General features: G+C 75.7%; 22 protein-coding genes, 1 tRNA gene and 1 pseudogene. 16 read left to right on the top strand and 8 right to left on the bottom strand.

The window, feature by feature from the left end:
- Positions 1-38 precede the first annotated feature (38 nt).
- The 9 genes and pseudogenes from AC2TDM_RS11515 to AC2TDM_RS11475 all read left to right on the top strand — a co-directional run bounded on the left by AC2TDM_RS11515 (position 39) and on the right by AC2TDM_RS11475 (position 8,415).
- Positions 39-986: a Ppx/GppA phosphatase family protein gene (locus AC2TDM_RS11515; RefSeq protein WP_484634699.1), complete on the top strand. Its 948-nt coding sequence runs from the start codon at positions 39-41 to the stop codon at positions 984-986.
- A 36-nt stretch (positions 987-1,022) separates the two neighbouring features.
- Positions 1,023-1,096, top strand: a tRNA-Pro gene (locus tag AC2TDM_RS11510).
- A gap of 173 nt (positions 1,097-1,269) precedes the next feature.
- Entirely contained in the window at positions 1,270-2,481 is a 1,212-nt protein-coding gene (locus AC2TDM_RS11505; protein ID WP_484634698.1) for a baeRF2 domain-containing protein, read from the top strand.
- Between the two features lie 196 nt (positions 2,482-2,677).
- A complete protein-coding gene (tig, locus tag AC2TDM_RS11500) occupies positions 2,678-4,198 on the top strand; it encodes a trigger factor (protein WP_484634697.1) in 1,521 nt (506 codons plus the stop codon).
- Between the two features lie 258 nt (positions 4,199-4,456).
- The gene (locus AC2TDM_RS11495) at positions 4,457-5,104 is read left to right on the top strand and encodes an ATP-dependent Clp protease proteolytic subunit (RefSeq protein ID WP_484634696.1); all 648 of its coding nucleotides are present in this window, start codon (positions 4,457-4,459) and stop codon (positions 5,102-5,104) included.
- Between the two features lie 44 nt (positions 5,105-5,148).
- Positions 5,149-5,863: pseudogene (locus AC2TDM_RS11490) on the top strand (ATP-dependent Clp protease proteolytic subunit).
- A gap of 310 nt (positions 5,864-6,173) precedes the next feature.
- A complete protein-coding gene (gene clpX / locus AC2TDM_RS11485; RefSeq protein ID WP_090030004.1) occupies positions 6,174-7,457 on the top strand; it encodes an ATP-dependent Clp protease ATP-binding subunit ClpX in 1,284 nt (427 codons plus the stop codon).
- Between the two features lie 5 nt (positions 7,458-7,462).
- On the top strand, positions 7,463-7,795 hold the full coding sequence (locus AC2TDM_RS11480) for a chorismate mutase (protein ID WP_090030006.1): 333 nt from the start codon (positions 7,463-7,465) through the stop codon (positions 7,793-7,795).
- Complete coding sequence (locus tag AC2TDM_RS11475; RefSeq protein ID WP_484634695.1) at positions 7,792-8,415, top strand: DUF2243 domain-containing protein; 624 nt, start codon at positions 7,792-7,794, stop codon at positions 8,413-8,415. Before AC2TDM_RS11480 ends, AC2TDM_RS11475 begins: the two co-directional genes overlap by 4 nt.
- 16 nt (positions 8,416-8,431) lie before the next feature.
- Here the strand turns inward: AC2TDM_RS11475 and AC2TDM_RS11470 are convergent, their stop codons facing one another.
- On the bottom strand, positions 8,432-10,261 hold the full coding sequence (locus AC2TDM_RS11470; protein WP_484634694.1) for an AMP-dependent synthetase/ligase: 1,830 nt from the start codon (positions 10,259-10,261) through the stop codon (positions 8,432-8,434).
- A 10-nt stretch (positions 10,262-10,271) separates the two neighbouring features.
- Positions 10,272-12,983 carry a valine--tRNA ligase gene (valS, locus tag AC2TDM_RS11465; protein ID WP_484634693.1) on the bottom strand — a complete coding sequence of 904 codons (2,712 nt, stop codon included), beginning with the start codon at positions 12,981-12,983 and terminating at the stop codon, positions 10,272-10,274.
- Positions 12,984-13,184: 201 nt separating this feature from the next.
- Here valS and AC2TDM_RS11460 point away from each other — a divergent pair, with 201 nt between their 5' ends.
- Complete coding sequence (locus AC2TDM_RS11460) at positions 13,185-13,901, top strand: SDR family NAD(P)-dependent oxidoreductase (protein WP_484634692.1); 717 nt, start codon at positions 13,185-13,187, stop codon at positions 13,899-13,901.
- 41 nt (positions 13,902-13,942) lie between these two features.
- On the opposite strand, the gene AC2TDM_RS11455 is transcribed toward AC2TDM_RS11460, so the two are convergent.
- A complete protein-coding gene (locus AC2TDM_RS11455; protein WP_484634691.1) occupies positions 13,943-14,500 on the bottom strand; it encodes a CGNR zinc finger domain-containing protein in 558 nt (185 codons plus the stop codon).
- Positions 14,501-14,639: 139 nt separating this feature from the next.
- On the opposite strand from AC2TDM_RS11455, the gene AC2TDM_RS11450 reads away from it, so the two are divergent.
- The 4 genes from AC2TDM_RS11450 (at position 14,640) to AC2TDM_RS11435 (ending at position 18,282) form a co-directional block, all read left to right on the top strand.
- Complete coding sequence (locus AC2TDM_RS11450; protein ID WP_484634690.1) at positions 14,640-15,596, top strand: EamA family transporter; 957 nt, start codon at positions 14,640-14,642, stop codon at positions 15,594-15,596.
- Positions 15,597-15,663: 67 nt separating this feature from the next.
- Complete coding sequence (locus AC2TDM_RS11445) at positions 15,664-16,668, top strand: TIGR03557 family F420-dependent LLM class oxidoreductase (protein WP_484634689.1); 1,005 nt, start codon at positions 15,664-15,666, stop codon at positions 16,666-16,668.
- A gap of 29 nt (positions 16,669-16,697) precedes the next feature.
- The gene (locus tag AC2TDM_RS11440) at positions 16,698-17,519 is read left to right on the top strand and encodes a coenzyme F420-0:L-glutamate ligase (RefSeq protein WP_484634688.1); all 822 of its coding nucleotides are present in this window, start codon (positions 16,698-16,700) and stop codon (positions 17,517-17,519) included.
- A 136-nt stretch (positions 17,520-17,655) separates the two neighbouring features.
- Positions 17,656-18,282, top strand: a complete 627-nt coding sequence (locus AC2TDM_RS11435) for a hypothetical protein (RefSeq protein ID WP_484634687.1) — start codon at positions 17,656-17,658, stop codon at positions 18,280-18,282.
- 9 nt (positions 18,283-18,291) lie between these two features.
- On the opposite strand, the gene AC2TDM_RS11430 is transcribed toward AC2TDM_RS11435, so the two are convergent.
- Positions 18,292-18,870 carry an HhH-GPD-type base excision DNA repair protein gene (locus tag AC2TDM_RS11430; RefSeq protein WP_484634686.1) on the bottom strand — a complete coding sequence of 193 codons (579 nt, stop codon included), beginning with the start codon at positions 18,868-18,870 and terminating at the stop codon, positions 18,292-18,294.
- A gap of 213 nt (positions 18,871-19,083) precedes the next feature.
- Between AC2TDM_RS11430 and AC2TDM_RS11425 the strand changes: the two genes are divergently transcribed.
- Both AC2TDM_RS11425 and AC2TDM_RS11420 read left to right on the top strand, forming a co-directional pair.
- Positions 19,084-20,652 (top strand): HNH endonuclease signature motif containing protein, encoded by a 1,569-nt coding sequence (locus tag AC2TDM_RS11425; protein ID WP_484634685.1) that lies wholly within the window; start codon positions 19,084-19,086, stop codon positions 20,650-20,652.
- 78 nt (positions 20,653-20,730) lie between these two features.
- On the top strand, positions 20,731-21,477 hold the full coding sequence (locus tag AC2TDM_RS11420; protein WP_484634684.1) for a CofC family guanylyltransferase: 747 nt from the start codon (positions 20,731-20,733) through the stop codon (positions 21,475-21,477).
- 58 nt (positions 21,478-21,535) lie between these two features.
- Here AC2TDM_RS11420 and cofD read toward each other — a convergent pair whose 3' ends face one another.
- From cofD to AC2TDM_RS11400, 4 genes are read right to left on the bottom strand one after another with little or no spacing between them, the layout of a single operon-like run.
- Positions 21,536-22,627 (bottom strand): 2-phospho-L-lactate transferase, encoded by a 1,092-nt coding sequence (gene cofD / locus AC2TDM_RS11415; protein ID WP_484634683.1) that lies wholly within the window; start codon positions 22,625-22,627, stop codon positions 21,536-21,538.
- A complete protein-coding gene (locus AC2TDM_RS11410) occupies positions 22,624-23,520 on the bottom strand; it encodes an ATP-binding cassette domain-containing protein (protein WP_484634682.1) in 897 nt (298 codons plus the stop codon). The genes cofD and AC2TDM_RS11410 overlap by 4 nt, the downstream gene beginning before the upstream one ends.
- Positions 23,511-24,701 (bottom strand): putative F420-0 ABC transporter permease subunit, encoded by a 1,191-nt coding sequence (locus tag AC2TDM_RS11405; protein WP_484634681.1) that lies wholly within the window; start codon positions 24,699-24,701, stop codon positions 23,511-23,513. The genes AC2TDM_RS11410 and AC2TDM_RS11405 overlap by 10 nt, the downstream gene beginning before the upstream one ends.
- Complete coding sequence (locus AC2TDM_RS11400) at positions 24,698-25,801, bottom strand: putative F420-0 ABC transporter substrate-binding protein (protein WP_090030030.1); 1,104 nt, start codon at positions 25,799-25,801, stop codon at positions 24,698-24,700. The genes AC2TDM_RS11405 and AC2TDM_RS11400 overlap by 4 nt, the downstream gene beginning before the upstream one ends.
- Positions 25,802-25,946: the final 145 nt, after the last annotated feature.

Below are 25,946 nucleotides of genomic sequence, written 5' to 3'. Positions count from 1 at the left end.
GCCCAGGGTAGCCGCTCGCCGCCGCTAGGGTCGCGCCCGTGACGGAGGACCTGCGGCTGGGCGTGCTCGACATCGGCTCCAACACCGTGCACATGGCGGTGGTGGACGCGCGGCACGGGGCACGGCCCGGCCCGGTCGGCTCCGCACGGCGCGTGGTCCGGCTCATGCGATACCTCGACGGCGACGGCGGGCTCGTCGACGAGGGCGTGGCGCTCATCCTCGACGCGGTCGACGCCGGGCTCACCTTCGCCCGGGAGCACGGCGTGGACGAGGTGCTGGCGATGGCGACCTCGGCGCTGCGCGAGGCGACGAACGGGCCCGAGGTGCTCGCGGCCGTGGAGGCGCGCGTCGGCGCCGCCGTGCAGGTGCTGTCCGGGCCCGACGAGGCCCGCCTGACCTTCCTCGCGGCGCGGCGCTGGCAGGGGTGGGCCGCCGGGCGCCTGCTGCTGCTCGACATCGGCGGCGGGTCGCTGGAGATCGCGTCGGGGATCGACGAGGAGCCGGACGTCGCCCTGTCCCTGCCGCTGGGGGCGGGGCGGACCACGCGCGCCTTCCTGCCCGACGACCCGCCCTCGTCGGGCGACCTCAAACGGTTGCGGGAGCACGTGCGCACGACGCTGGCCTCGGCCGTCGAGGCGCTCGCGGCCGTCCCGCGGCCGGACCACGTCGTCGCCACGTCCAAGACGTTCCGGTCGCTCGCGCGGCTGGCGGGGATGCAGGTCGACGTCGTCGGGCCGGACGAGCGGTGGCGCATGGGCCGTGCGCAGCTCGCCGACTGGGTGCCGCGCCTGGCGCGCCTGGGCCCCGAGGCGCGGGCCGAGCTGCCGGGCATCACCGCGGAGCGGGCGCCGCAGATCCTCGGCGGTGCGGTGGTGGCGGCCGAGACGATGCGGGCGCTCGACGTCGACGGCGTCGAGATCTGCCCGTGGGCGCTGCGCGAGGGGGCGCTGCTGCGACGGCTGGACCGCATCGACGACCGGCGCTGACGCGGCCCGTGCGGGCGTCACTACACTCGCCCCGCACGGGATGTGGCGCAGGTTGGTAGCGCGTCCGCTTTGGGAGCGGAAGGTCGTGGGTTCGAATCCCGCCATCCCGACGACGAGGGCGCGCCGCCGGCCTCCGCGGCAGATGACGTGCCGGGTATGCGGTGGCAGGTCAGGTCCGTGACGAGCAGAGTGGGCGGGGAGCCGGTGCCGGCGGCACCGGTCACGGCCGCGGGGCTCGGGGGAGCGCGCGGCCGTCCAGAGCGAGACCCGGAGGTCCACACTGATGAAGCTCGACTGGATGAAGCCCCTCGTCGGACGCAGCGGCCCGTTCGCGACCGTCCACCTCGACGCGACGCGCGCCGACACGCGCAGCGAGCGCGAGCTGCAGGACCGGTGGCAGGGGCTGCGGCGCGACCTCGTGCAGCAGGGCGCGGCCGAGGACGTGCTCGCGCACCTCGACGAGGTCGTCACCGAGTCGACGGGAGTCGGCGGCCCCCACGGCCGCGTGCTCGTCGCCACGGCCGAGGGCGTCGTCCTCGACCGCGTCCTGGCGGTGCCGCCGACCCGCGACGAGGCCTGCTGGGGTGCGGAGCCGGCGCTCCTCGGTGCGGCGCTGGCCACGGACGGCGAGGTGGCCCACCTGCTCGTCGCCGTGGACCGGTCGGGGGCCGACCTCACGTGGTCGCACGGCGTCACCCCGGGCGGCGCGCCCGACCGCACGGTCGAGGGCGGGCACGACGAGCTGCGCAAGGTCCCGACGGGCGGGTGGTCGCAGCGGCGGTTCCAGAGCCGCGCCGAGGACTCGTGGGAGCGCAACGCGGCGGCCGTGGCGGCGGAGGTCGACCGCCTGGTCACCGAGCGGCGCCCCGAGGTCGTCGTGCTCACGGGTGACGTGCGGGCGGTGGCGCTCGTGCACGAGGCGCTGGGGGCGGCGGCGAAGGAGCTCGTCGTCGAGCTGTCCGGCGGGTCCCGGGCCGACGGGGTCAAGGAGGACGTGTTCGCCGACCGCGTGCGCGACGTCCTCACGGCCGTCCGCGCTCGGCGGCGCGAGGGCGTGCTCGACCGGTTCCGGGCGGAGCGGGGGCGGGCCGGTGCGGCCGTCACGCAGCTCGGGGACGTCGTCGAGGCGCTGCGCCGAGCCCAGGTGTCGGAGCTCGTGCTCGACGAGCGCACCGCCCAGCCCGGGTCGCCGCTGGCCGACCGCACCCTGTGGGTGGGCATCGACCCGCTGCAGATCGGGCTGTCGAGGGCGGACCTCGACGCGCTCGGCGTGCCGGAGGCGGACCAGCACGAGCTGCGCGCCGACATCGCGCTGCTCGACGCGGCCGTCGGCACGGACAGCGGCGTCACCTTCGCGGACGCGGGGTCGGTCGACCTCGTGGACGGCATCGGCGCGCTCCTGCGCTACGAGGACGCGTCGACGCCCGACGAGTCCCTGCTGTCGATGGGAGGCGACACGCACCGCCAGGGCCGCCACCACGACGTGGCGCGCTGAGCCGGGCCCCCTGTCCGACCGCCCGGGTCGGAGCACGCTGATCGGGGCGGGCGGGTCCTGACGTACCATCGAGGGTCGCGCGCGCGGCGAGCGCACCCCTGCCCGGCCCCCGGCCGCGCGGGGGCCGTCGCAGGCCGCCGCGGCACCTGTACCCGTCAGGACCCGTCCGCACCACCCCGATCATGGGAGAGCATCAGTGAAGAGCGCCGTCGAGACCCTGGAGCCCACCAAGGTCAAGCTGACCGTCGAGGTGACGTACGACGAGCTGCGTCCGAGCATCACGCACGCGTACGAGCACATCGCCCAGCAGGTCACGGTGCCCGGCTTCCGCAAGGGCAAGGTCCCGCCGCGCATCATCGACCAGCGCGTGGGCCGCCCGGCCGTCATCGAGCACGCCGTCAACGAGGGCCTCGGCGGCTTCTACGCGGAGGCCGTCCGCGAGAACAAGCTGCGCCCGCTCGGCCAGCCCGAGGTGAACGTCACGAAGGTCCCCGGCCTCGTCAAGGGCGAGGAGGAGGGCCAGCTCGAGTTCACCGCCGAGGTCGAGGTGCGCCCGACGATCGAGCTGCCGGCCCTGGACGGCCTGGCGCTGACCGTCGACAGCCCCGAGGTGGCCGACGAGGACGTAACCGGCCGCCTCGACGCGCTGCGCGAGCGCTTCGGCACGCTCGTCGGCGTCGACCGCCCGGCGCAGGACACGGACTACGTCGTCCTCGACCTCAAGGCCGTCATCGGCGAGGAGACGGTCGACGAGGTCTCCGGCGTCTCCTACCAGGTCGGCTCGGGCAACATGCTCGCCGGCCTCGACGAGGCCCTCACCGGCCTGTCGGCGGGCGAGACGACGACCTTCGTCTCCGCCCTCGTCGGCGGCGAGCGCGCGGGCGAGGAGGCGACGGTCACCGTCACCGCCCAGCAGGTCAAGGAGCGCCAGCTCCCCGAGGCGGACGACGAGTTCGCCCAGCTCGCGAGCGAGTTCGACACGCTGGAGGAGCTGCGCGCCGACCTGCGCGAGCAGGTCGCCCGCACGAAGTCCTCCAACCAGGCCGTCCAGGCGCGCGACCGTCTCCTCGAGGCGCTCGTCGCCGGCGTCGAGGTCCCCGTCCCGGCGGGCGTCGTCGAGGCCGAGGTGCACCGCCACCTCGAGTCGGAGAACCGCCTCGCCGACGACGAGCACCGTGCCGAGGTGACGGAGCAGGCCACGACGGCCCTGCGCAACCAGATCCTCCTGGACACCCTGGCCGAGCAGCTCGCGGTGAAGGTCAGCCAGCCGGAGCTCGTCGACTACCTGGTCGCCGCCTCCCGCCAGTACGGCATGGACCCCAACACCTTCATCAAGACCGTCGACGAGCAGGGCCAGGTCCCGGCCATGGTCGCCGAGGTCGCGCGCTCCAAGGCGCTCGCCGTCGCCCTGCGCCGCGTCACCATCATCGACGAGGCCGGTGCCGCCGTCGACCTGTCCGAGTTCATCGGCACGGACGAGGAGGACGCCGCCGAGGACGCCGCGCAGTCGGAGGAGGCCCTCGAGCAGGACGGCACGGCGACGGAGGTCGAGGCGGAGGTCGACGCCGTGGTCGTCGAGGCCGAGCCCGCCGACGCGCCGGCTGACGAGGCGCCCGCCGAGGAGGCGCCCGTCGCCGAGGAGGCCACGCCCGCGCCGAAGAAGAAGGCCACGCGCAAGAAGGCCGTCACCCAGGAGGCCCCGGCCGCCGAGGCCTGAGCCGTCCGCACGCCCGTCCGGAGGGGGTCCCGCACGTCGCGGGGCCCCCTCCGGCGTCCCCGCGGGATCTCCGCGGCGTCCTCGAGGAGTCGCGGGCGGGCAGGGTGCGCCGACAGCGAAACCGGGTACCGCGGGCGCGGGGCGTGTCGTTGTCGGGCACTAGGGTCACTGGCGAAGGTCAGGCCCGGCGGCGTCCCCGCCGCCGGTGACGGCCCTGGCAGCAGCGACACGAGGGAGCTTCACGTGAACGAGCGAGGCGTGGACGAGCGGGCCCTGGCGGGCCGGGACGCCACCGGCGGGCTGCCGGCGGTGGCCCGTGCCGACGGGGCCACGCTGGGCCTCAACGACAGCATCTACAACCGGCTGCTGCGCGAGCGCATCGTGTGGCTCGGCTCCGAGGTCCGCGACGAGAACGCGAACGCCATCTGCGCGCAGCTGATGCTCCTCGCGGCCGAGGACCCGACGAAGGACATCTGGCTGTACATCAACTCCCCGGGCGGCTCCATCACCGCGGGGATGGCCATCTACGACACGATGCAGTACATCAAGCCGGACGTGGCGACGATCGCCATGGGCATGGCCGCCTCCATGGGGCAGTTCCTGCTCTCCTCGGGCGCGAAGGGCAAGCGGTACGCGCTGCCCCACGCCCGCGTGATGATGCACCAGCCCTCGGGCGGCATCGGCGGCACGGCCACCGACGTGCGCATCAACGCCCAGCTCATCCTGCACATGAAGAACGTGCTGGCGGAGCTGACGGCGCAGCAGACGGGCAAGTCCGTCGACGACATCAACCGGGACGCCGACCGGGACCGCTGGTTCACGGCCGACGAGGCCCTCGAGTACGGGTTCATCGACCACGTGGTGGCCAGCTCCGGCTCGGTCACCGGTGGCGGCGGGACCGACTGACCGCCCCGCCCCGGACCCCTGACGGACCTCTCGAGGAGACACCTGTGAGCGACGAGTACCAGTTCATGGCGCGGGCGGGCCGGCTGGCCGGCAGCCCCGGCCGCTTCGGCGGCAGCGCCCCGGCGAGCCCCGCGGGCCGCTACGTCCTGCCCCAGTTCGAGGAGCGCACGGCCTACGGCTACAAGCGGCAGGACCCGTACACCAAGCTGTTCGAGGACCGCATCATCTTCCTCGGCGTGCAGGTGGACGACGCCTCGGCCGACGACGTGATGGCGCAGCTGCTCGTGCTGGAGAGCAGCGAGCCCGACCGCGACATCACGCTCTACATCAACTCGCCCGGCGGCTCCTTCACGGCGCTGACGGCGATCTACGACACGATGCAGTACATCAAGTCGCCGGTCTCCACGGTCTGCCTCGGGCAGGCCGCGTCGGCCGCGGCGGTGCTGCTGTCCGCGGGTTCGCCCGGCAAGCGCCTGGCGCTGCCGAACGCGCGGGTGCTCATCCACCAGCCACGCCATGGAGGGCGGCGGTTACGCCCAGGCCTCCGACATCGAGATCCACGCGAACGAGCTCATCCGCATGCGCGAGTGGCTCGAGGAGACGCTGGCCCACCACACGGGCCGCGACGTCGAGCTGGTCCGCCAGGACATCGAGCGCGACAAGATCCTCACGGCCGCGCAGGCCAAGGAGTACGGCATCGTCGACCAGGTGCTCGAGAGCCGGAAGGGCGCCCGCCCGACCGTCGTGCAGCCGGTCTGACGTCGGACGGGCCACGGGCCCGGCGGGTACCTCCCGCCGGGCCCGTGGTGTCCTCGCCGCACCGGTGCGGGGCGTGCGCACGACCCGCGCGGCGCGGCTGACACGGCCCCCGCCGTGGTGTGGAATGGGGGAGCAGGACGGTGACGGACCGGCGGGTCGGTCATCGGTGGCGTCGGACGGCCGATACGGTCCACCGGCACGGTTCCGCGGCGGCACCGCCGTCGCGGCCAGCACGACCCGGCCGGCGCCGGGGGCACGACGGCACGGCCGGACCCGCGGACGCGGGACCCGACGGAGGAGGGAGACGCACGTGGCTCGGATGGGGGACGGCGCTGACCTGCTCAAGTGCTCCTTCTGCGGCAAGTCGCAGAAGCAGGTCAAGAAGCTCATCGCGGGGCCGGGCGTCTACATCTGCGACGAGTGCATCGAGCTGTGCAACGAGATCATCGAGGAGGAGCTCGCGGAGGCGACGGAGGTCGGCCTCGTCGAGCTGCCGAAGCCGAAGGAGATCTTCGAGTTCCTCGAGCAGTACATCATCGGCCAGGAGCAGGCCAAGCGGGCCCTGGCGGTGGCGGTGTACAACCACTACAAGCGCGTGCAGGCGGGGGAGACCCCGCGCAGCCCGGGTGGCGAGGACCGCATCGAGATCGCGAAGTCCAACATCCTGCTCGTCGGGCCGACGGGCACGGGCAAGACGTACCTGGCGCAGACGCTGGCCAAGATGCTCAACGTCCCGTTCGCGATCGCAGACGCCACGGCCCTCACGGAGGCGGGCTACGTCGGCGAGGACGTGGAGAACATCCTCCTCAAGCTCATCCAGGCCGCCGACTTCGACGTGAAGAAGGCCGAGCAGGGCATCATCTACATCGACGAGATCGACAAGATCGCCCGCAAGAGCGAGAACCCGTCGATCACGCGCGACGTCTCCGGCGAGGGCGTGCAGCAGGCGCTGCTGAAGATCATCGAGGGCACGACCGCGTCGGTGCCGCCGCAGGGCGGGCGCAAGCACCCCCACCAGGAGTTCATCCAGATCGACACGACGAACGTCCTGTTCATCGTGGCGGGGGCGTTCGCCGGCCTCGACGACATCGTCGCGGCCCGGGCGCGCAAGCGGGTCGTCGGTTTCGGCGCGCCGCTCGTCGAGGCGCACGGCGACGGGGACCTGCTCGGTGAGGTGCGCCCCGAGGACCTGCAGAAGTTCGGTCTCATCCCCGAGTTCATCGGGCGCCTGCCGGTGGTGGCCTCCGTGAACCGGCTGGACCAGCACGCGCTCGTGCGCATCCTCACGGAGCCGCGCAACGCCCTCGTCAAGCAGTACCAGCGCATGTTCGAGATCGACGGCGTCGAGCTGGAGTTCACGGAGGACGCGGTCGAGGCGATCGCGGACCAGGCGCTGCTGCGCGGGACCGGGGCGCGCGGTCTGCGGGCCATCATGGAGGAGGTCCTCCAGCAGGTCATGTTCGAGGTGCCGAGCCGCGACGACGTCGCCCGCGTGGTCGTCAACCGCGAGGTCGTCCTCGAGAACGTCTACCCGACGCTGGTCCCGCGCGACACCCCGCGGGAGAAGCGCACCCCGCGCGAGAAGTCGGCCTGACCGGCGTGACGGTGCCGGACGCCGCCCCGCCGGAGCTCGCGCGGCTGCGGCACAGCATCGACAACATCGACGCCGCGCTCGTGCACCTGCTGGCCGAGCGCTTCAAGGCGACGCAGCAGGTCGGCCGGCTCAAGGCGGAGCGGGGGCTGCCCCCGGCCGACCCGGAGCGCGAGCGCCGGCAGGTCGCGCGGCTGCGGGCGCTGGCCGTCGACGCCGATCTCGACCCGGTCTTCGCGGAGAAGTTCCTCGCGTTCATCGTCGAGGAGGTCATCCGCCACCACGAGGCCATCGCGCAGGACAGCTCCGCGGGTGGGCCGGTGGTGGCGGCGGCGCCGTGAGCGGCGGCGCTGGTGGTGGCGGCGCTGGTGGTGGCGGCACCGGGAGCGGCGCGACGGGCGTCGACGGTCGCGGCGGGACGGGCGACGGAACGGGTGACAGGACCGCCGGGGCGGCGGTGCCGTTGCGCGCCCCGGGGCTGCTGCTGGGCGTGGGGCTCGGCGGGTTCGTCGACGGGATCCTGCTGCACCAGGTGCTGCAGTGGCACCACCTGCTGAGCTCCAGCGGGCACGACCGCCTCGGGCTGCCCGCCTTCCCCGTGACCACCGTGCGGGGCCTGGAGGTCAACACGCTCGCCGACGGGCTGTTCCACGCGGTGACGTGGGTCGCGGCGGTCGTCGGCCTGGTGCTGCTCGTGGGCCGGGTGCGGGGCCAGCGCGTGTCACCGCGGCCGTGGCGTTCGGGGCGCTTCTGGGGCTGGGTGGTCGCCGGGTGGGGGCTGTTCAACCTCGTCGAGGGGACGGTGGCGCACCAGCTGCTCGGGCTGCACCACGTGCGGTACGGCCCGCACCAGGGGCTGTACGACGCGGGCTTCCTGGTGCTCGGGGCGCTGCTGCTCGCCGGTGGCTGGGCGTGGCAGCGACGAGCAGGCCGCGCCGACGCGGGGGCCCGGCGGCGCTGACCTGGACGCGAGGGCGTCAGTCGCCGCCGCGCTCGCCCTCCGGGCGCTCGTCGACGTACAGGGCCTCGATCTCCGGCGCGAAGTCCTTCAGCACCAGCGCCCGCTTCACCTTGAGCGAGGGCGTCAGGTAGCCGTTGGCCTCCGTGAGGTCGCCCGGCAGCACGCGGAGCTTGCGGATGGACTCCGCCCGCGAGACGGCCTCGTTGGCGCGCGCCGCGGCGGCGTCGAGGGCCGCGAGGACCTGCGGGTCGTGCCGCGCGGCCTCCGCGTCCATGGCGGGCAGGCCGTGCCCGGCGAGCCAGCCCGGCAGCATCTCCTCGTCGAGGGTGACGAGCGCGCCGATGAAGGGGCGGTCGTCGCCGACGACGACGACCTGGCTGACGAGCGGATGACCACGCAGGCGGTCCTCGAGGACGGCGGGGGCGACGTTCTTGCCGCCCGCCGTCACGATGATCTCCTTCTTGCGGCCGGTGATGCGCAGGTAGCCGTCGTCGTCGAGCGACCCGAGGTCGCCCGTGCGGAACCAGCCGTCGACGAGGACCTCGGCCGTCGCCTCGGCGTTGTGTCGGTAGCCGCGGAAGACGTGCGGGCCGCGCACGAAGATCTCGCCCTCGTCGTCGACGCGCAGCGACGTGCCGGGGAAGGCCGGGCCGACCGTACCGATCTTCGTCAGCGCGGGGCGGTTGACCGCCGTCGGCGCGGTGGTCTCCGTCAGCCCGTAGCCCTCGAGGACCTTGAGCCCGGCGCCGCGGTAGAAGTGGCCGAGGCGCTCGCCCAGGGGCGCGCCGCCGGACACGGCCCACTCGCACTGCCCGCCGAGCGCGGTCCGGATGCGCGCCAGCACGAGCCGGTCCGCGACGGCGTGCTCGGCGCGCAGACGGGCGGACGGGCCGCCGTTCTCCTGCGCACGGGAGAAGTCCGCGGCGACCTTGGCCGACCAGCGGAACAGCCGACGTCGGGCGCCCGTGCCGGCGCGCTGCTCGGAGGAGTTGTAGACCTTCTCGAACACGCGCGGCACGGCCAGCAGGAAGGTCGGCCGGAAGGTGCCGAGGTCGGCCAGGAGGTGCTTGGCGTCGGGCGCGTGCCCGAGCACGGCACGCGAGGGCACGCACAGGACCTGGATGAACCGCGCGAACACGTGCGCGAGCGGCATGAACAGCAGCGTCCGGGAGCCCGGTGCCGCGCAGACCTCGCCCAGCCCGGCGGTGCCCTCCAGGGCGAGCGCGACGAAGTTGCCGTGCGTGAGCTCCACGCCCTTCGGCCGGCCCGTCGTGCCGGACGTGTAGATGACGGTGGCGAGGTCGTCGCCCCCGGCGGCGGCGCTGCGCCGGTCGACCTCCTCGTCCGTGACCGCGGCGCCCCGGCCGCGGGCGACGAGGGTGCCGACGGCGTCGTCGTCGAGCACGAGCACCTCGACCAGGCCGGGCAGGTCGTCGCGGACCTGCGCGACGGCCGCCGCGTGCGCCGCCGTCTCGACCACGACGAGCCGCACCCCGGCGTCGGCGCAGATCCAGCGCACCTGCTCCGGCGACGAGCTCTCGTACACCGGTACGCCGACCGCCCCCGCGGCCCAGCACGCGAAGTCCACGAGCGTCCACTCGTAGCGCGTGCGCGACATGATGCCGACCCGGTCCCCGGGCGCCACGCCGGAGGCGACGAGGCCCTTGGCGACGGACCGCACCTCGGCGACGAACTGCGCCACTGTCACCGCCTGCCACGCGCCGCCCGCGTCCCGGCGCTCGGCGAAGACGCCGTCGGCGTCCTCGGCGAGCCGGCGGGCGAGCATGCCCGGGATGGACAGGGCCGGGTCGTGCTGGACCAGGGAGGGCGACGTCGTCTCGCGCACGCGGCCGGTCCTAGCGGGTGCCGGCGGGGGCGGGGTCGGCGGCGGGCGCCGGGGCAGCCGCCGGCGGGACGAGCCGCGCGTCGCGCGCGAGGACGCCTTCCCCGTCGCCGTCCACGAGCTCGAGGGTCCCGGTGACGCGTCCGGCGGCGCGCACGTCGTCGAGCGCGTGCTCGACCCCGGCGCGCAGCGCGGCCGGCACGGCCAGCACCGCGTGCTCGATCTCCGTGCGCATCGACACCTTGGCCTCGGACTTCACCTTGCGCAGCGCCGCCAGCGCGGAGCCGGCGGCCGCCACGACGGCCGGGTCGGCGTCCCCGGCGGCCGTCCGCAGCGGCGCCGCCGTCGGCCACGGGGCCCGGTGCACCGAGCCCTCGCGCCACCACGACCACACCTCCTCGGTCGCGAACGGCAGCACCGGTGCGAACAGCCGCAGGAGGGCGTCCAGCGCCAGGCCCAGCGCGGCGCGCGCCGACCGGGTCGCGGCCGTCAGCTCGTCGGCCGACGCACCGGCGCCGTACGCGCGGTCCTTGACCAGCTCGAGGTAGTCGTCGCAGAACGTCCAGAAGAACGTCTCCGTCAGCTCCAGCGCGCGCGTGTGGTCGTACGCCTCGAGCGCCGCGGTCGCGGCGTCCACCACGTCGGCCAGGCCGGCCAGCATCGCTCGGTCCAGCGGGTCGACGACGAGGGCCGGGTCGAGGACGACCGGCTCGTCGGGCGAACCGAAGGACAGCGCGAACTTGCTGGCGTTGAGGACCTTGATCGCCAGGCGGCGGCCGATCTTCATCTGGCCGACCTCGAAGGCCGCGTCCGTGCCCAGCCGTGCGGAGGCGGCCCAGTACCGGACCGCGTCGGAGCCGTGCTCCTCGAGCAGGCCCATGGGCGTGACCACGTTGCCCTTGGACTTGCTCATCTTCTTGCGGTCGGGGTCGAGGATCCAGCCGCTGATGGCGGCGTCGGACCAGGGCAGCCCGCCGTGCTCGAGGTGCGAGCGCACGACGGTGGAGAACAGCCAGGTACGGATGATGTCCTGGCCCTGAGGACGCAGGTCCATGGGGAACACCCGGGCGAACAGGTCCGGGTCGCTGCGCCAGCCGCCCGCGATCTGCGGGGTCAGGGAGCTCGTCGCCCAGGTGTCCATGATGTCCGGGTCCCCGACGAAGCCGCCCGGCACGCCGCGCTGGTCGGCGGTGTAGCCGGCCGGCACGTCGGAGGAGGGGTCGACCGGCAGCTGGTCCTCGCCCGGCAGGATCGGGGCGTCGTGGCGCACCTCGCCCGCCTCGTCGAGCGGGTACCAGACGGGGAACGGCACGCCGAAGAAGCGCTGGCGGGAGATGAGCCAGTCGCCGTTGAGGCCGCCGACCCAGTTCTCGTAGCGGACCTTCATGAAGTCGGGGTGGAAGCCGAGCTCGCGGCCGCGCGCCAGGAGGGCCTCACGCAGGTCGGCGTCGCGGCCGCCGTTGCGGATGTACCACTGCCGGCTCGTGACGATCTCGAGGGGCTTGTCGCCCTTCTCGAAGAAGTTGGCCTTGCGCTGGGTGGCCTGCGGCTCGCCGTTCAGGTCACCCGTCTCGCGCAGGCCGGCGACGACCGCCTCGCGCGCCGAGAAGGTCGTCTTGCCGGCCACCGCCTCGTATCGGACCCGGCCGGCGTCCGTGGTCAGCCAGTCGGGGGTGTCCCGCAGGAGGCGGCCGTCGCGGCCGAGCACCGACCGCGTCGGCAGGGACAGCTCGCGCCACCACTGCACGTCCGTCAGGTCGCCGAAGGTGCAGCACATCGCGATGCCCGCGCCCTTGTCCGGCTCGGCGGCGGGGTGCGCGAGGACCGGGACCTCGACCTCGAACAGCGGCGTGCGGACGGTGGTGCCGAACAGGTGCTGGTAGCGCTCGTCGTCGGGGTGCGCGATGAGCGCGACGCACGCCGGCAGCAGCTCGGGGCGCGTCGTCTCGATGTGCACGACGCCCTCGTCGCCCTCGCCGTCCGTGCGGTGGAAGGCCACGCGGTGGAAGGCGCCGGGGTAGTCGCGCGCCTCGAGCTCGGCCTGCGCCACGGCGGTCTGGAAGGTGACGTCCCACAGGCCCGGGGCCTCGGCCTGGTACGCCTCGCCGCGGGCGAGGTTGCGCAGGAACGCCTGCTGGGCGACGGCCCGGGCGTCGGCGGAGATCGTCTGGTAGGTCATGCCCCAGTCGACGGACAGCCCCAGCCGGCGCCACAGCGCCTCGAACTGCCGCTCGTCCTCGACCGTCAGCCGCTCGCACAGCTCGACGAAGTTGCGGCGGCTGATCGGCACCTGGTCCGCGGCGCGCACGCTCTTGCCCTCGGCGCCCTGCAGCGGGGGCCGGAAGTCCGGGTCGTACGGCAGGGACGGGTCGCAGCGCACGCCGTAGTAGTTCTGCACGCGACGCTCGGTCGGCAGGCCGTTGTCGTCCCAGCCCATGGGGTAGAAGACCTCGGCGCCGCGCATGCGGCGGAAGCGCGCGACGACGTCGGTGTGGGTGTAGCTGAAGACGTGCCCGACGTGCAGCGAGCCCGAGACGGTGGGCGGCGGGGTGTCGATGGAGTAGACCTGCTCGCGCGTGGCGGAGCGGTCGAACGCGTACGTCCGGCCCTCGGTCCAGGCGGCGTCCCAGCGCTCCTCGATCCCGTCGAGGGAGACCCGGTCCGGTACCTGGCGGCCGGGGCGGGTCGCCGGGGCGTCGGACGGGAGGGCGTGCTGGTCGGCCATGGGCGTCATCATCCCAGATCGGTGCCGACCGACGACCGCGGCCCCGTGGGGTGCAGGACGTGCGGGGGGTGCCGGGGCTGGGGACGGGTGGCGACGAGGCTGAGAGCGCGCGGCACGACCATGGCGCGCGCCGGGACGCGGCGGGACACGCTGGTGCGCGGGCAGGTCCGCCGGGGCCGCCGACGGCGCGAGGAGGACGACGTGACGCAGCTGCAGGGCGCGAGCGTGCTGGTGGTCGGGGCGAGCGGCGGGCTGGGCGCGCCCCTCGCGGCGGCGCTGGCGGGGGCCGGGGCGGACCTCACCCTCGTGGCGCGCGACGAGGGTCGGCTGAGGGCCGCCGCGCCCGCCGACGCGCACGTCGTCGCGCTGGACGTGACGGCGCCGGGCGCACCCGCGGCGGCGGTGGACGCGGCCGTGCAGCGCTGGGGGCGGCTCGACGGCGTCGTCGTCGCCGCCGGCGTGGTCGCCTTCGGGGCGGCCGAGGCCGTCGAGGAGGACGTCCTGCGCGTCCTGCTCGCCGTCAACACCGTGGCGCCGGTGCTGCTGCTCGCGGCCGCGTCGCCGCACCTGCTCGCCGCGGCCGAAGCGGGTCGGGACCCCTTCGTCCTGCACGTGTCGGCGGTGACGGCCGAGGCGCCGATCGCCGGTATGGCGGCCTACAGCGCGAGCAAGGCGGCGCTGACGGCCTTCGACTCCGCGGCCGGGCGCGAGCTGCGCAAGCGGCGGGTGCGCGTGGTGGACGCACGGCCGCCGCACACGGAGACCGGCCTGGCCGGCCGGCCGATCGCCGGGCAGGCGCCGCACCTGCAGCCGGGCAAGGACCCCGCGGGCGTGGCCGCCCGGCTGGTCCGGGCCCTCGTCGAGGGGGAGCGGGACCTGCCGGCGGCGGCGTTCGGCGAGGTGCCGACCGCCGGGTGACGGCTGCCGGGTGCACCCGGGCCGGACGGTCCGTCCGGGGGTCAGCCCTCGCGGTGCGCCTGGCGCTCGCGGTACGCCTGCACGTGCGCGCGGTTGCCGCAGTTGTTGACGTCGCAGAACCGCCGCGACCGGTTTCGGGACAGGTCGACGAGGACGGCGCGGCAGTCCGGCGCCTCGCAGGTGCGCATGCGGTCGTACTCGTCGGAGCGGATGACGTCGACGAACGCCATGGCGGCCTCGGTGAGCACGCGGACGGGCAGGGGAGCGTCCAACGGGGTGGCGTGGAGGTGCCAGTCCCAGCCGTCGTGCCGCACGAGCCAGGGCCGCGCGTCCGCCTCGTGCAGCACGGCGTTGACGAGCCCCGCCGCGGTGTCGCGGTCGACGCCCCAGAAGCGGTGCACGGTGTCCCGGGCGTCGCGGACGGCCGCGAGCTCGGCCGCGTCCCCGTCGTGGCGCCCGCCGAAGCCGTTCGCGTCGTAGAAGGCGTCGAGGTCGGCCACCGACACGAGGGCGTCGGCGCCGTCGCGGCGCCGGTCGGGTGCGGTGTTGACCAGTGCCGCCGCCGTCTGCAGCGCCATGCGGGTGTCAGGTGCGAACATGGCGTTGACTCCTGTCGGCCGGTGCTCCTACTGTCAGGGGCAACAGAATCCCACGCTCCTGACACGTGTCCGGGGTGGGTGCTCCGGCACGTCGCGACCGCGGCGGCGGGTGATCGACGGGCTGGCGACGGGGAGCGACGTGGGCGGCACAGGTGGGACCCGCGGCGGCGGGGTGGTGGCGGGGCTCGTGGCGGCCCTGGCGTTCGCGACGAGCGGGCCGGTGGTCAAGCCGCTGCTGGAGGCGGGCTGGAGCCCGGGCGCGGCGATCCTCGTGCGCCTCGGCATCGGTGCCCTGCTCCTGGTGGGGCCGGCGGTGGTCGCGCTCGGCGGGCGCTGGGACGTGCTGCGGGCGGAGTGGCGGCTGGTCGTCGCCTTCGGGGCGCTCGGGGTGGCCGCGGCCTCGGCGCTGTACTACCAGGCCGTCGAGCGGCTGCCCGTGGCGGTGGCGCTGCTGGTCGAGTACACCGGGCCGCTCCTGCTGCTGGCGTGGACCTGGGCGCGCTCGCGGCGCACGCCGGCACGGCAGACGCTGGCGGGGGCGCTGCTGGCCACCGTGGGGCTCGCGCTGGTGCTCGACCTGACCGGCGGCCTGGCGCTCGACGCCGTGGGTCTGCTCTGCGCGTTCGGCGCGGCCGTCGGCAACGCCGCCTACTTCCTGCTCACCGGCCGGCCGACGCGGCTGCCCGCGGTGACGCTGGCCGGCGCGGGCATGATCGTCGGGTGGGCCGGGCTCGTCGTGCTCGCGCTGGTCGGGGTGCTGCCGGTGGCGGCACCGGCGGTCGACGTGGCCGTGCCGGGGGCCGTCGTGCCGTGGTGGGTGCCGCTGCTCGTCGTCGGGACGGTGCCCACCGCCTTCGCGTACGGGGTCAGCGCCGTGTCGGTACGGCTGCTGGGGGACCGGACGGCGTCCTTCCTCGCGCTGTCGGAGGTGCTGTTCGCCGTCGCGCTGGCCTGGGTGCTGCTCGACGAGGTTCCGCTGCCGGTGCAGCTCGTCGGCGCGGGGCTCGTCGTCGCCGGGGTGGCGCTGGTGCGGCGCGGGGAGGCCGCGCCCGTGCCGGCCACCGTCGAGGCGCCCCTCGTCGCCCCCGCCGCCTAGGCTCGTCCGGGTCCGGCGCACGCGGCGTCGGGCGGACGGCGACGACGGACACGACGAGGGGCGGCGCATGGGCACGGGCCTGACCGTCGGCTACACGGCGGCGCTCGAGCAGTTGCACCCGCGCGAGGCCGTCGAGCTGGCGGTGCACGCCGAGCGGCACGGCTTCTCCGGCACCACCGCCACGGACCACTTCCAGCCGTGGGTGCCCGCGCAGGGGCAGGCGTCCTTCGTCTGGAACGTGCTCACCGCGGTCGCGGAGCGCACGACGGGGGACGTGGGGCCCGGCGTCACCGCGCCGACGTTCCGCTGGCACCCGGCCGTCGTCGCGCAGGCCAGCGCGACGCTCGCGGCCATGTACCCGGACCGGCACTGGCTGGGCATCGGCTCCGGCGAGGCGCTCAACGAGCACGTCGTCGGCGGGTACTGGCCGGAGGCGCCCGAGCGCATCAACCGCATGTTCGAGGCGCTGGACGTCATCAAGAAGCTGTTCAACGCGTCCCTGGCCGGCAAGGACGCCAAGCACGCGGGCACGTACTACCGGCTGGAGTCGACACGGCTGTGGACCATGCCGGAGCACGCGCCGCAGGTCCTCGTCGCCACGGCGGGGCCGGTGACCGCCCGGCGCGCCGGACGCGTGGCCGACGGGCTCATCACCGTGAACGCGCCGGTGGAACGGCTGGCGTCGCTGCTCGCGCGGTTCGCGGACGGGGCGCGGGAGGCGGGGCGCGACGTGACGACGCTGCCGAAGGTGCTGCAGGTGCACCTGTCCTGGGCGGCGAGCGAGGAGGAGGCCGTGGCCGGCGCGCTGCGGGAGTGGCCCAACGGGGGGATGCGGTTCAACCGGTCGGACGTGCGCTCGCCCTTCGACTTCGAGCAGATGGCCCGGCACGTGCGGGCGGAGGACTTCGAGGGGCGCCTGTTGGTGTCCGCCGACCCCGACCGGCACCGGGCGGAGCTGCAGCGGTACGTGGACCTGGGGTTCGACCGGATCTACCTGCACAACGTGGGGCGCAACCAGCGGGAGTTCCTCGAGACGTTCGGGCGCGACGTGCTGCCGGGACTGGTCCGGTGACGGGGGTGGGTGCTGGTCCCGTGGGCGGCGTGACCGGGGACGCCGTGCTGACCGTCTGGGCGACGGCCGGCCTGCCCGAGGTGCGGCCCGGCGACGACCTGGCGGCGCTCGTCGTGGCGGCGCTGGCCGCCGACGCCGGACGGGACCCGGCGCGGGCGCTCGTCGACGGGGACGTGCTGGTGCTGACGAGCAAGGTGGTGTCCAAGGCCGAGGGGCGCGTCGTCGCCGCCGACGACCGCGAGCAGGCCATCACGGACGAGACCGTGCGGGTCGTCGCGACGCGGGCGTACCCGGGCGGCGTCACGCGGATCGTCGAGAACCGGCTGGGGCTGGTCATGGCGGCGGCGGGTGTCGACGCGTCGAACACACCGGGCGGGACGGTGCTGCTGCTGCCGCTGGACCCGGACGCGTCCGCGCGGGCGCTGCGGACCGCGGTGGGGGCCGCGTTCGGCGTGCGCGTCGGGGTGCTCGTCTCCGACACGGCGGGGCGGCCCTGGCGGGAGGGCGTGACGGACCTGACCATCGGCGCGGCCGGCGTGCAGGTGCTCGACGACCTGCGGGGGCAGACCGACAGCCACGGCCGGCCGCTGACGATGACGGTGGCCGCCGTGGCGGACGAGCTGGCCGCCGCGGCGGAGCTGGTGAAGGGCAAGGCGTCCGGCCGGCCGCTGGCGGTGGTGCGGGGAGCGGGGCGGTTCGTCACCGACGAGGACGGACCCGGCGCGCGCGTGCTCGTGCGGACCGGGCCGACGGACATGTTCCGGCTCGGGTCGGCCGAGGCGTACGCGGCCGGGTGGCACGACGCGCGCACCTGGCCGGACCGCTCCGAGCCGCCGCTCGCCCGGCCCTGACGACGGGGCCTGACGACCAACCTTGACGACCGGCCCTGACGGCCTGACGAGGAGCCTCGAGGACCAGCCCGACGCACGTCGACGGCGTCGGTTCGGCGGGCTGCCGCTCTCAGCGGCGGGCTGGCACGATGCCGGGGTGCGACGTCGTCGGGGGTCCGTGGTCGTCGCGGGGGTGGCCCTGCTGACGGCGCTCGCGGTGGTCGTCACGGGGTCGCTGGCGGCGGTGCGGGTGGCGCAGCCGCCGGGTGGCGACCGCGCCGCCGGCGACGCCGTGGTCGTCGCGGCGCTCGTGCTGCTCGTCGCCGCGGCGGTGGTCCTCGTCGTGCGGGGCCTGGGGCGGCGGCTCTCGTCGGGCGACGGAGGCGGGGTGACCCGGCCTGCGGGCGCGTCGCGGGACGGCGGGCCGCGATCGGCGGGCGGTCCGGCTCGGCCGACCCGCGAGCGCGGGCCCGTGGCGGCGCTTCGCGTGACGGCCGGCACCGTGCCTGGGCTCGACGGCCGGTGGCGGCGGGGCCGCGTCGACCCCTCGCCGGGCTACCTGCGCGTGCTGCCGGTGCGCGGCGCTGCGCTGCGGGGGCACGGGCACCCCGTGACGACGGACGTCGTCGCCGTGCGGCCGACGGGCCGGACGACGAGCGGGTCGCCGACCCGGGGGGTGCCGCCGGGGCTCGGCGTCCTCGAGGTCCACACCTTCGACGGCGTCCTCGACCTGGCCGTGCCGGTGGCGGACCTGCCGGGTCTGGTGGAGGCGCTCCAGCCCTGACGCCGGGACTCAGGCGGTGCGGGCCGCCTTGGCCGCCGCCTTCGCCGCCCGCTTCGTCTCCCGCACCTCGGCGAGGCTGCGCTCGTCGGTGACGTCGGCGATCGAGCGCCGCGACCCCTCCTCGCCGTACGCGCCGGCGGCCTCGCGCCAGCCGGTCGGCTGCACGCCGCGCTGCTTGCCCAGCAGGGCCAGGAAGATGCGGGCCTTCTGGTCGCCGAAGCCGGGGAGAGCCTTGAGCCGCCGCAGGACCGTCGGGCCGTCGGGGTCGCCGTCCGTCCACAGCCGCCGCACGTCGCCGTCGTACTCGTCCCGCACCGCGGCCGCCACCGCCTGGATCCGCCCGGCCATGGAGCCGGGGTAGCGGTGCACGGCCGGCGGCGTCGCGCACAGCGCCGCGAACCTCTCGGGGTCCGCCGCGGCGATGCGCCCGACGTCGAGCCCGCCCATGCGCGCGGCGATGCGCGCCGGCCCGGCGAAGGCGGACTCCATCGTCACCTGCTGGTCGAGCAGCATCCCGACGAGGAGCGCGAAGGGGTCCTCCTCGAGGAGGCGGTCCGCGTCGGCGTCGCCGGTCAGCCACAACGTCATGGGCTCATGATGGCGCACTCGGCTGTCGCCGTCGTCCGACGCCGCAGCTCTGTGGAGGGGAGTGGCCGAGAACCGGGGCTGGGGACGGCTCGCGGGGCCCTGACCTGGAGGATCACACGATCGAGCGCTGTCGATCGAGCGCCGGCCGGGCTAGTTTTGCGACACGTGTTCGAGCGCAGGGCTCGGGCCAGAGGGCCGGCCGGAGGTGCTGAGGTGGATGTGTCGGGGGTCGTCCTCGCGCCCACCACGGGCACGACCGGCAGGTGGGCTGCAGCTTCCCGCAGGTCGCCCGCCGACGGTCCGACCGCCCCCGCCCTCGCCGGTCTCGGCTCGGCGGCGGTCGAGGAGGTGCTGGGTCAGGTCGCGACGGTGCGCGACCTGCTGGCACAGGTGCGCGCCGCCGCGGCGGCCGGCCGAGGCTGGGAGGGGCAGGCACGGAAGGCGGTGCTGCTCGCCGTGCAGGGGCTGGAGGGCGCGGTCCAGGTGTCCCGCGCGGCGTGGCTCGCGGCCGAGACCGCGGCCGGCACGTCCCGGCGCCCCTCCGACCGTTCGGGCGGGGAGATGTGGTCGCGCCTGTCGGGCACCGGCACGGCCAACGGACGGAAGGCCGTCGCCCAGGCGGAGACCGTGGAGCTGGTGCCGGTGTTCGCGGCCGCTGTGGAGGCCGGCCGGGTGCCCACGCCCCATCTCGACGAGGTCGCCAAGGTCCTCCCGGGCGCTGCTCCGGCGGTCGTGGCGGAGCTGACCTCGCCGCAGGGCCAGGAGGCGCTGGCTGATCTGGCGGAGCAGCACGATCCGCGCACGTTCGCGCGCCACCTCGCTGCTGCCGTCGCGCGGCTCGACCCCGTCGTGGTGCAGGACCGGTACGAGGCTCAGCACCGCGACCGCTACCTGCACCTGAGCGACACCGATCGCGGCACCGTGGTCAAGGGCCGGCTCGACGCGCGCGCGGGCGACGCCCTGCGGCGGGCGCTCGAGCTGGTGGGCGGCGTGCCGGACGAGGAGCGGTCGTCCGAGCAGGTGCGCGCCGACGCGCTGGAGAGCCTCGCCCTCGCCGCCCTCGCCGCGCCGACCGCCGGCGGATCGACCGCCCAGGTGCGTCCCCACGTCACGATCGTGATGGACGCGTCCACGTGGGCCGCGGCGAGCACGGCCATGGCGGCGGAGAGCAGCGGGAGTGCGGAGCGCGGGCGTGCAGCGGAGTCGGACCACGTCGGCCCTGCCTCAGACGACCCCGTCACGGGGTCCGGGTGCGTCACGCGGGCCGAGGCGGTCGCCACGGCCGTCCGCGGCCTGCCGCCCGTGCTCGACGAGGACGGGGTGCCGGTGCCGATGTCGCACCTGACGCGCGTGCTGTGCGACGCCGAGGTGTCGCGTCTCGTGCTCGGTGCCGGTTCCACGCCGCTCGACGTCGGGCGCAACCAGCGCGCCTACTGCGGAGGGCTGCGCCGCGCGGTGGTCGTGCGGGACCAGCGGTGCACCTGGCCCGGCTGCAGCACCCCCGCCCGCTGGTGCGAGGTGCACCACATCCGGTGGTGGAGCCGAGGTGGTCCGACGAGTGCCGAGAACGGGGTGCTGCTCTGCGCCCCCCATCACCACCAGGTGCACACGCACGACGTGACCATCACCCGGCTGCGGCCCGAGCCCCGTGCGCGGCACGGCGGTGGCGGTGGTGGCGCTCGCCCGGTGCCGCGGTACGAGTTCCGCGCGCGGGACGGACGCCTCGTGACGACGGGTCGCTCGTCGCCGGGCTCGGACCGGGGAGGGGGAGGAAGAGGGTGAGCACGGTGAGCTCCTAGGCAGCAGGTGACCGACGTGGTCGCGACGGCGAGGTGGACGACGGCGTGATGAGGTAGCGGCGTGACGACGTCCGGGAACGGGATGCGGTGGGCCGTGGTGGTCCCCGTGAAGGCGGCTGCGCTGGGGAAGTCGCGGCTCGTGCGGCCCGTCGGCGAGCTCGAGGTCGCAGTCGACGGGGACGAGGCGGACCGCGCGGCCCTCGTGCGCGCGATGGCGGTCGACACGATCGTGGCAGCCGCGACGACGCCCCGGGTGGCGGCCGTCCTCGTGGTCACGCCGGACGCCTCGGTCGCCGCGGAGCTGGACGGGCTCGACCTGCCGGTGCCGGTGACCGTGGTGCCGGAACCTCTGCACGACGGAGGTCCGGGCACCGGTGCTGGTCCCGAGCCGAGGTTGGACGCTGCCGTCGCGGCAGGGGTTGCGGCGGCGCGCGGGTCGGACGTGCTGGCTCCGCCGGCCGAGGCCGTGGCGGTGCTGCTCGGGGACCTGCCGGGGCTGCGGCCTGCCGACCTCGAGGACGCGCTCGCGCTCGCGGCGGGGCACGACAGGGCGCTCGTGCCCGACGCGGCCGGGACCGGGACGACCCTGCTCACTGCGTGGTCGACCGAGCCCGACGTCCCGCTGCCCACCCGTTTCGGGCGCGGTTCGGCGCAGGCGCACGCCGCGCTCGGCTACGTCGTGCTGGACGACGTCCCGGTCACGTCGAGCCTGCGGCACGACGTGGACGTGCACGCGGACCTGGTGCTCGCGGAGCGCGACGGGCTGGGGCCGCGCACGCGGGAGGTGCTCGTGCGGCTCGGGCGCTGACGGAGGGCTGCTCCGGCAGGGCGGCTGCGTGTTCGAGCACTTCTGCGCCGGGCCCTCGTCAGGGCGTGCGGCGGCGGACCTCGTCGGCCAGGGCGAGCGCGTGTGCGGCGATGGTCGCGGTCGTCGGCACGTCGCGCATGAGGGTGCCGGTGACGGTCACCGGCCAGCCCTCGTCGACGAGCGACTCGGCGGCGGCCCGGTCCTGCTCGTCGACCAGCCAGCCGTCGAGGACGCCGGCGGGGCGAGCGCCTCGGTCGGTGACGCCACGGTCCGTGCGATACCGGTCGGTGACGTCCCGGTCAGTGAGGTCGTGGGCGTCGTCACCGCGCCGGGCTGCTCGTCGTCCGTAGTGGCGGGCGATGGCGTCGGCCGTGGTCGCGACGCCGGTCGCCCGCAGGCACGCGTCGGCCATGCCGCGAACCGGGGCGCCGCCGACGACCGGGGCGATGCCGACGACCGGTGCCGCGGTCGTCGCGAGCGCGTCGCGGATCCCGGGGACCGCGAGGATCGTCCCGATGCTGACCACCGGGTTGGACGGCGGCAGGAGGACGACGTCGGCCGTCGTCAGCGCGTCGAGGACGCCCGGGGCCGCGACGGCGTCCTCCAGGCCGACCTGGACGAAGCGCCGCGCCGGCAGGGCGGCCCGGTGCCGCACCCACCACTCCTCGAAGTGCACGAGCCGGCCGTCCTCGAGCTCCACGTGCGTCTCGACCGGCGTGTCCGCCATGGGCAGGAGGCGCGCGCCGGGGGACCACCGCCGGCAGAGCCGCTCGGTCGCCTGCGAGAGCGTCTGGCCCTCCCGCAGCCACTGGGTGCGGGCCAGGTGCGTGGCGAGGTCGAGGTCGCCGAGGGTGAACCACTCCCAGCCGACGTCGTAGGCCGCGAGGTCGGCGGAGACCCGCGAGGACTCGTCGCGGCGGCCCCAGCCCTGCCCCTCGTGCACGGCACCGCCGAGGGTGTACATGAGCGTGTCGAGGTCGGGGCAGACGCGGACGCCGTGCAGCCACATGTCGTCGCCGGTGTTCGCCACGACGGTGACCTCGGCGGTGGTCCCGCCGGCGCCGTCCGGGGCCACCTCGCGCAGGTGCGCCAGCAGGCCGCGGGTGAACCGGGCGCCGCCGACGCCCCCCGACAGCACGGTGACCCTCACCGCAGCACCTCCGCCGGCTGCTGCCGTGACGCGGGTGCCGACGACGGACCGCCGGTCCCTGCTGCGGGGCCGTCGAAGGCGATCACCGGTCGGCCCGTGCGCGGGTGGACGAGCACCTCGCAGCGCACGCCCCACACCGCTTCGACCAGCTCCGGCGTGAGCACCTGCGCGGGCGGTCCGGCCGCGACGAGCCGACCCTCCGACAGGACGAGCACGTGGTCGCACCACGCAGCGGCGAGGTTGAGGTCGTGCAGCGCCGCCACCGCGGTGGTACCGCGGTCCCGCACGAGCGCGAGCGTCGTGAGCTGCGCGCTCACGTCCAGGTGGTTGGTGGGCTCGTCGAGCAGGAGCAGCGTGGGCTCCTGCGCCAGCGCCCGGGCGATGTGCACGCGCTGACGCTCCCCGCCCGACAGCGCCGACCAGGGCCGGTCGGCCAGGTGGCCGGCGTCGACGGCGGCAAGCGACGCGGCGACGACCGCCGCATCCCGGGTCGCGTCGCTCGCGCCGCGGTGGGGGATCCGGCCGAGCGCGACGACCTCGGTGACGGTGAAGGGGACGGCCGAGGTCGACTCCTGCTCCAGCAGGGCCACGGCGCGGGCGCGGCGGCGGCGGGGCAGCCGGGCGACGTCGTGGCGCTCGGCGCTGGGGCCGTCGGCGGTGCGCTCGTCGAGCACGTCGACGAGGACCGCGCCCGCGTCCGGCGCCCGCAGCCCGGCGAGCAGCCGCAGCAGGGTGCTCTTGCCGGCGCCGTTCGGGCCGAGCAGGCCGGTGAGCCGTCCGGGGGGTGGCGTGGCGTCGACCCCGTCGAGCACCCAGCGGCCGCCGAGCCGGGCGCCGACGCCGGCGAGGTGCAGGCCCTCGACGCGGAGGGCGGGCCCATCGGTCAGGCCCATGCCGGCCCCCGTCCCCGGCGCATCAGCACCGCGAAGACGGGCACGCCGATGAGGGCGGTGACGATGCCGACGGGCAGCTCGCGCGGCTCGAAGACCGTGCGCGCGAGGGTGTCGGCCCAGACGAGGACGACCGCGCCCGCCAGGGCGGCCACGGGCAGCAGGCGCCGGTGCGACGGGCCGGTGAGCGTCGCGACCGCGTGCGGCACGACGAGGCCGACGAAGCCGATGGACCCGCTGACCGCCACGAGGCAGCCCGTCAGGACGGCGACGAGGACGAGCAGGGTCCAGCGGGTGCGGTCGACCGCGACGCCGAGGGCCGCCGCGGCCGTGTCGCCGAACGCGAAGGCGTCGAGCCGTCCGGCGGCGGCGACGAGCACCGTGCCCACGACGAGCACGGCCAGGCCGGCGATGCCGACCGACGACCAGTGCGCGCCGGCGAGCGAGCCCATGAGCCAGGTGAGGATCTCCCGGTAGGAGTCGCCCTGCGCGGTCCAGAAGATGACGAACGAGGTCAGCGCCGCGCACAGCTGCGACACCGCCAGCCCCGCGAGCACGGCGCGGCCGGGGCTGAGCGCGGCCCCCGTGCGCGCCAGCGCGAGCGAGGCCAGGAGCGCGGCCAGCGCCCCGACGAACGCCGCCACCGGCAGCAGCACGCCCAGCCCCAACAGCAGCACGGCGACGGCGCCGACGGAGGCCCCTGACGACAGCCCCAGCAGGTACGGGTCGGCGAGCGGGTTGCGGGTCAGGCTCTGCATGACCGCGCCGGCGAGCGCGAGCCCCGCCCCGACGGCCGCCGCCGTGAGCACGCGGGGGAGGCGGATCTGCCAGACGATCGCGTCCTGCAGCCGGTCGAGCGGCACGACGTCGAGCCCGGCGTGCGTCCCGACGGACCGGACCACCTCGGCGACGCCGAGCCCCGACGCGCCGAGCGTCACGGCGACGAGGACGCTCGCCAGCAGGACGAGCGCACCCGCGCCGACGAGCAGCGTCAGCGGTGCACGGCGCCGCGCGGTCGTGCCCCGACCGTCGTCGTGCCGGCCGTCGTGCCGGCCGTCGTGCCGGTCGTCGTGCCGGTCGTCGTACTGGCCCGCGCCGGACGCGTCCAGCCGGGCGGGGACGGGGATGCCCCGGGACCGACCGCCGGTGGGGCCGTCCGTGCGCGCGGGCTGCGTCGTCGTCATGAGCCGGACGCCACCCCCAGGTCGGCGAGCTGCTGCGCGATGGACGCCGCCGCCTCGACGTTGCGCACGCCGCCCTCCGTCGCCGCGAAGGGCACGGTGACGTACCGGCGCTCGCGCACGGCGGTGAGGGCGGCCGTGGCGGGGTTCGCCTCGAGCGCGGCGATCTTGCTCTCCGCGGTGTTCCAGGCCGCGTCGACGAGAACGACGACGTCCGGGTCGGCGGCGACGACCTGCTCCCAGCCGGCGCTGGTCCAGGTGTCGTGCACGTCGGCGAAGACGTTCTCGAGGCCGACGGCGTCCATGATCATCTGCGGCGCCCCGATGCCCGCGCCGACGTACGGGGTGTCGGACCCGGACGAGTACCACAGGGCGCTGGTCCCGGGCTCGAGCGCGGGCACCTCCGCCAGCGCCGCCTCCTGCTCCTCCACGAGCGCCTCGGCCCGGTCCGGGACGCCGAGGACGGCGCCGACCTGGCGGATCTCATCGAACACCGTCCCGAACGTCAACGGGTCGGGCTGGTACGCCGGCCCCTTGCAGGCGGAGGCGGCGACGTAGCTGGCGATGCCGAGGTCGGCCAGGGCGTCGCGCTCGCCGGCGCCGTCCGCGGAGAAGTTCGACTCCCAGCCCCCGAGGACGAGGTCGGGCTCGAGCGCCAGGACGGCCTCCTGCCCGGGGACTCCGTCGGACACGACGGGCACGGCGGCCGCCTCGTCGGCGAGGTCCTGGGGGTAGGGCCCGTCGAGGAACGCGGCCCCGACGACCCGGTCGGCCAGCCCCAGCGCGACGACGAGCTCCGTCGTCGAGGACTTGATGGTGACGAGCCGCTCCGGCGCGGCGTCGAGGGTGACCTCCGTGCCGCAGTTGTCCACCGTGACGGGGAACGCGGCGGCGGACGGCGTACCGGCGTCCGTGGCCCCGGTGCTCGTGGCGGCCGTCGGGGCCGCGCCGGGCCCGGTGCCGGCGGCGCCCGAGGCGCACCCGGCCAGGGCGAGCACGGCCACGACGGCAGGCACCGCGGCCGGGACGAGGGCCGGCACGAGGGTGCGGGAGCGGCGCCGGGGCGTCGCGGTGCGGTGCGCGCGGGGGCGACCAGGGAGCATGGGGGAGGTCCTCCGGGACGTGCAGCGGCACCCGCCGGGCGCGCGTGGGCGCGGCGGGCGTCGTCGCTCGGGGCGTCCGTCCGCGGGTGCGCGGACGGGCGGGGCCGGTGCACGTCGCACCGTGGCGGCCGGCCAAGCAGGACCG

It is taken from the genome of Cellulomonas sp. plas2, assembly GCF_057221735.1.
Note: the sequence above shows the minus strand (reverse complement) of the source record. Positions and strands in the feature narration are given on the sequence as shown.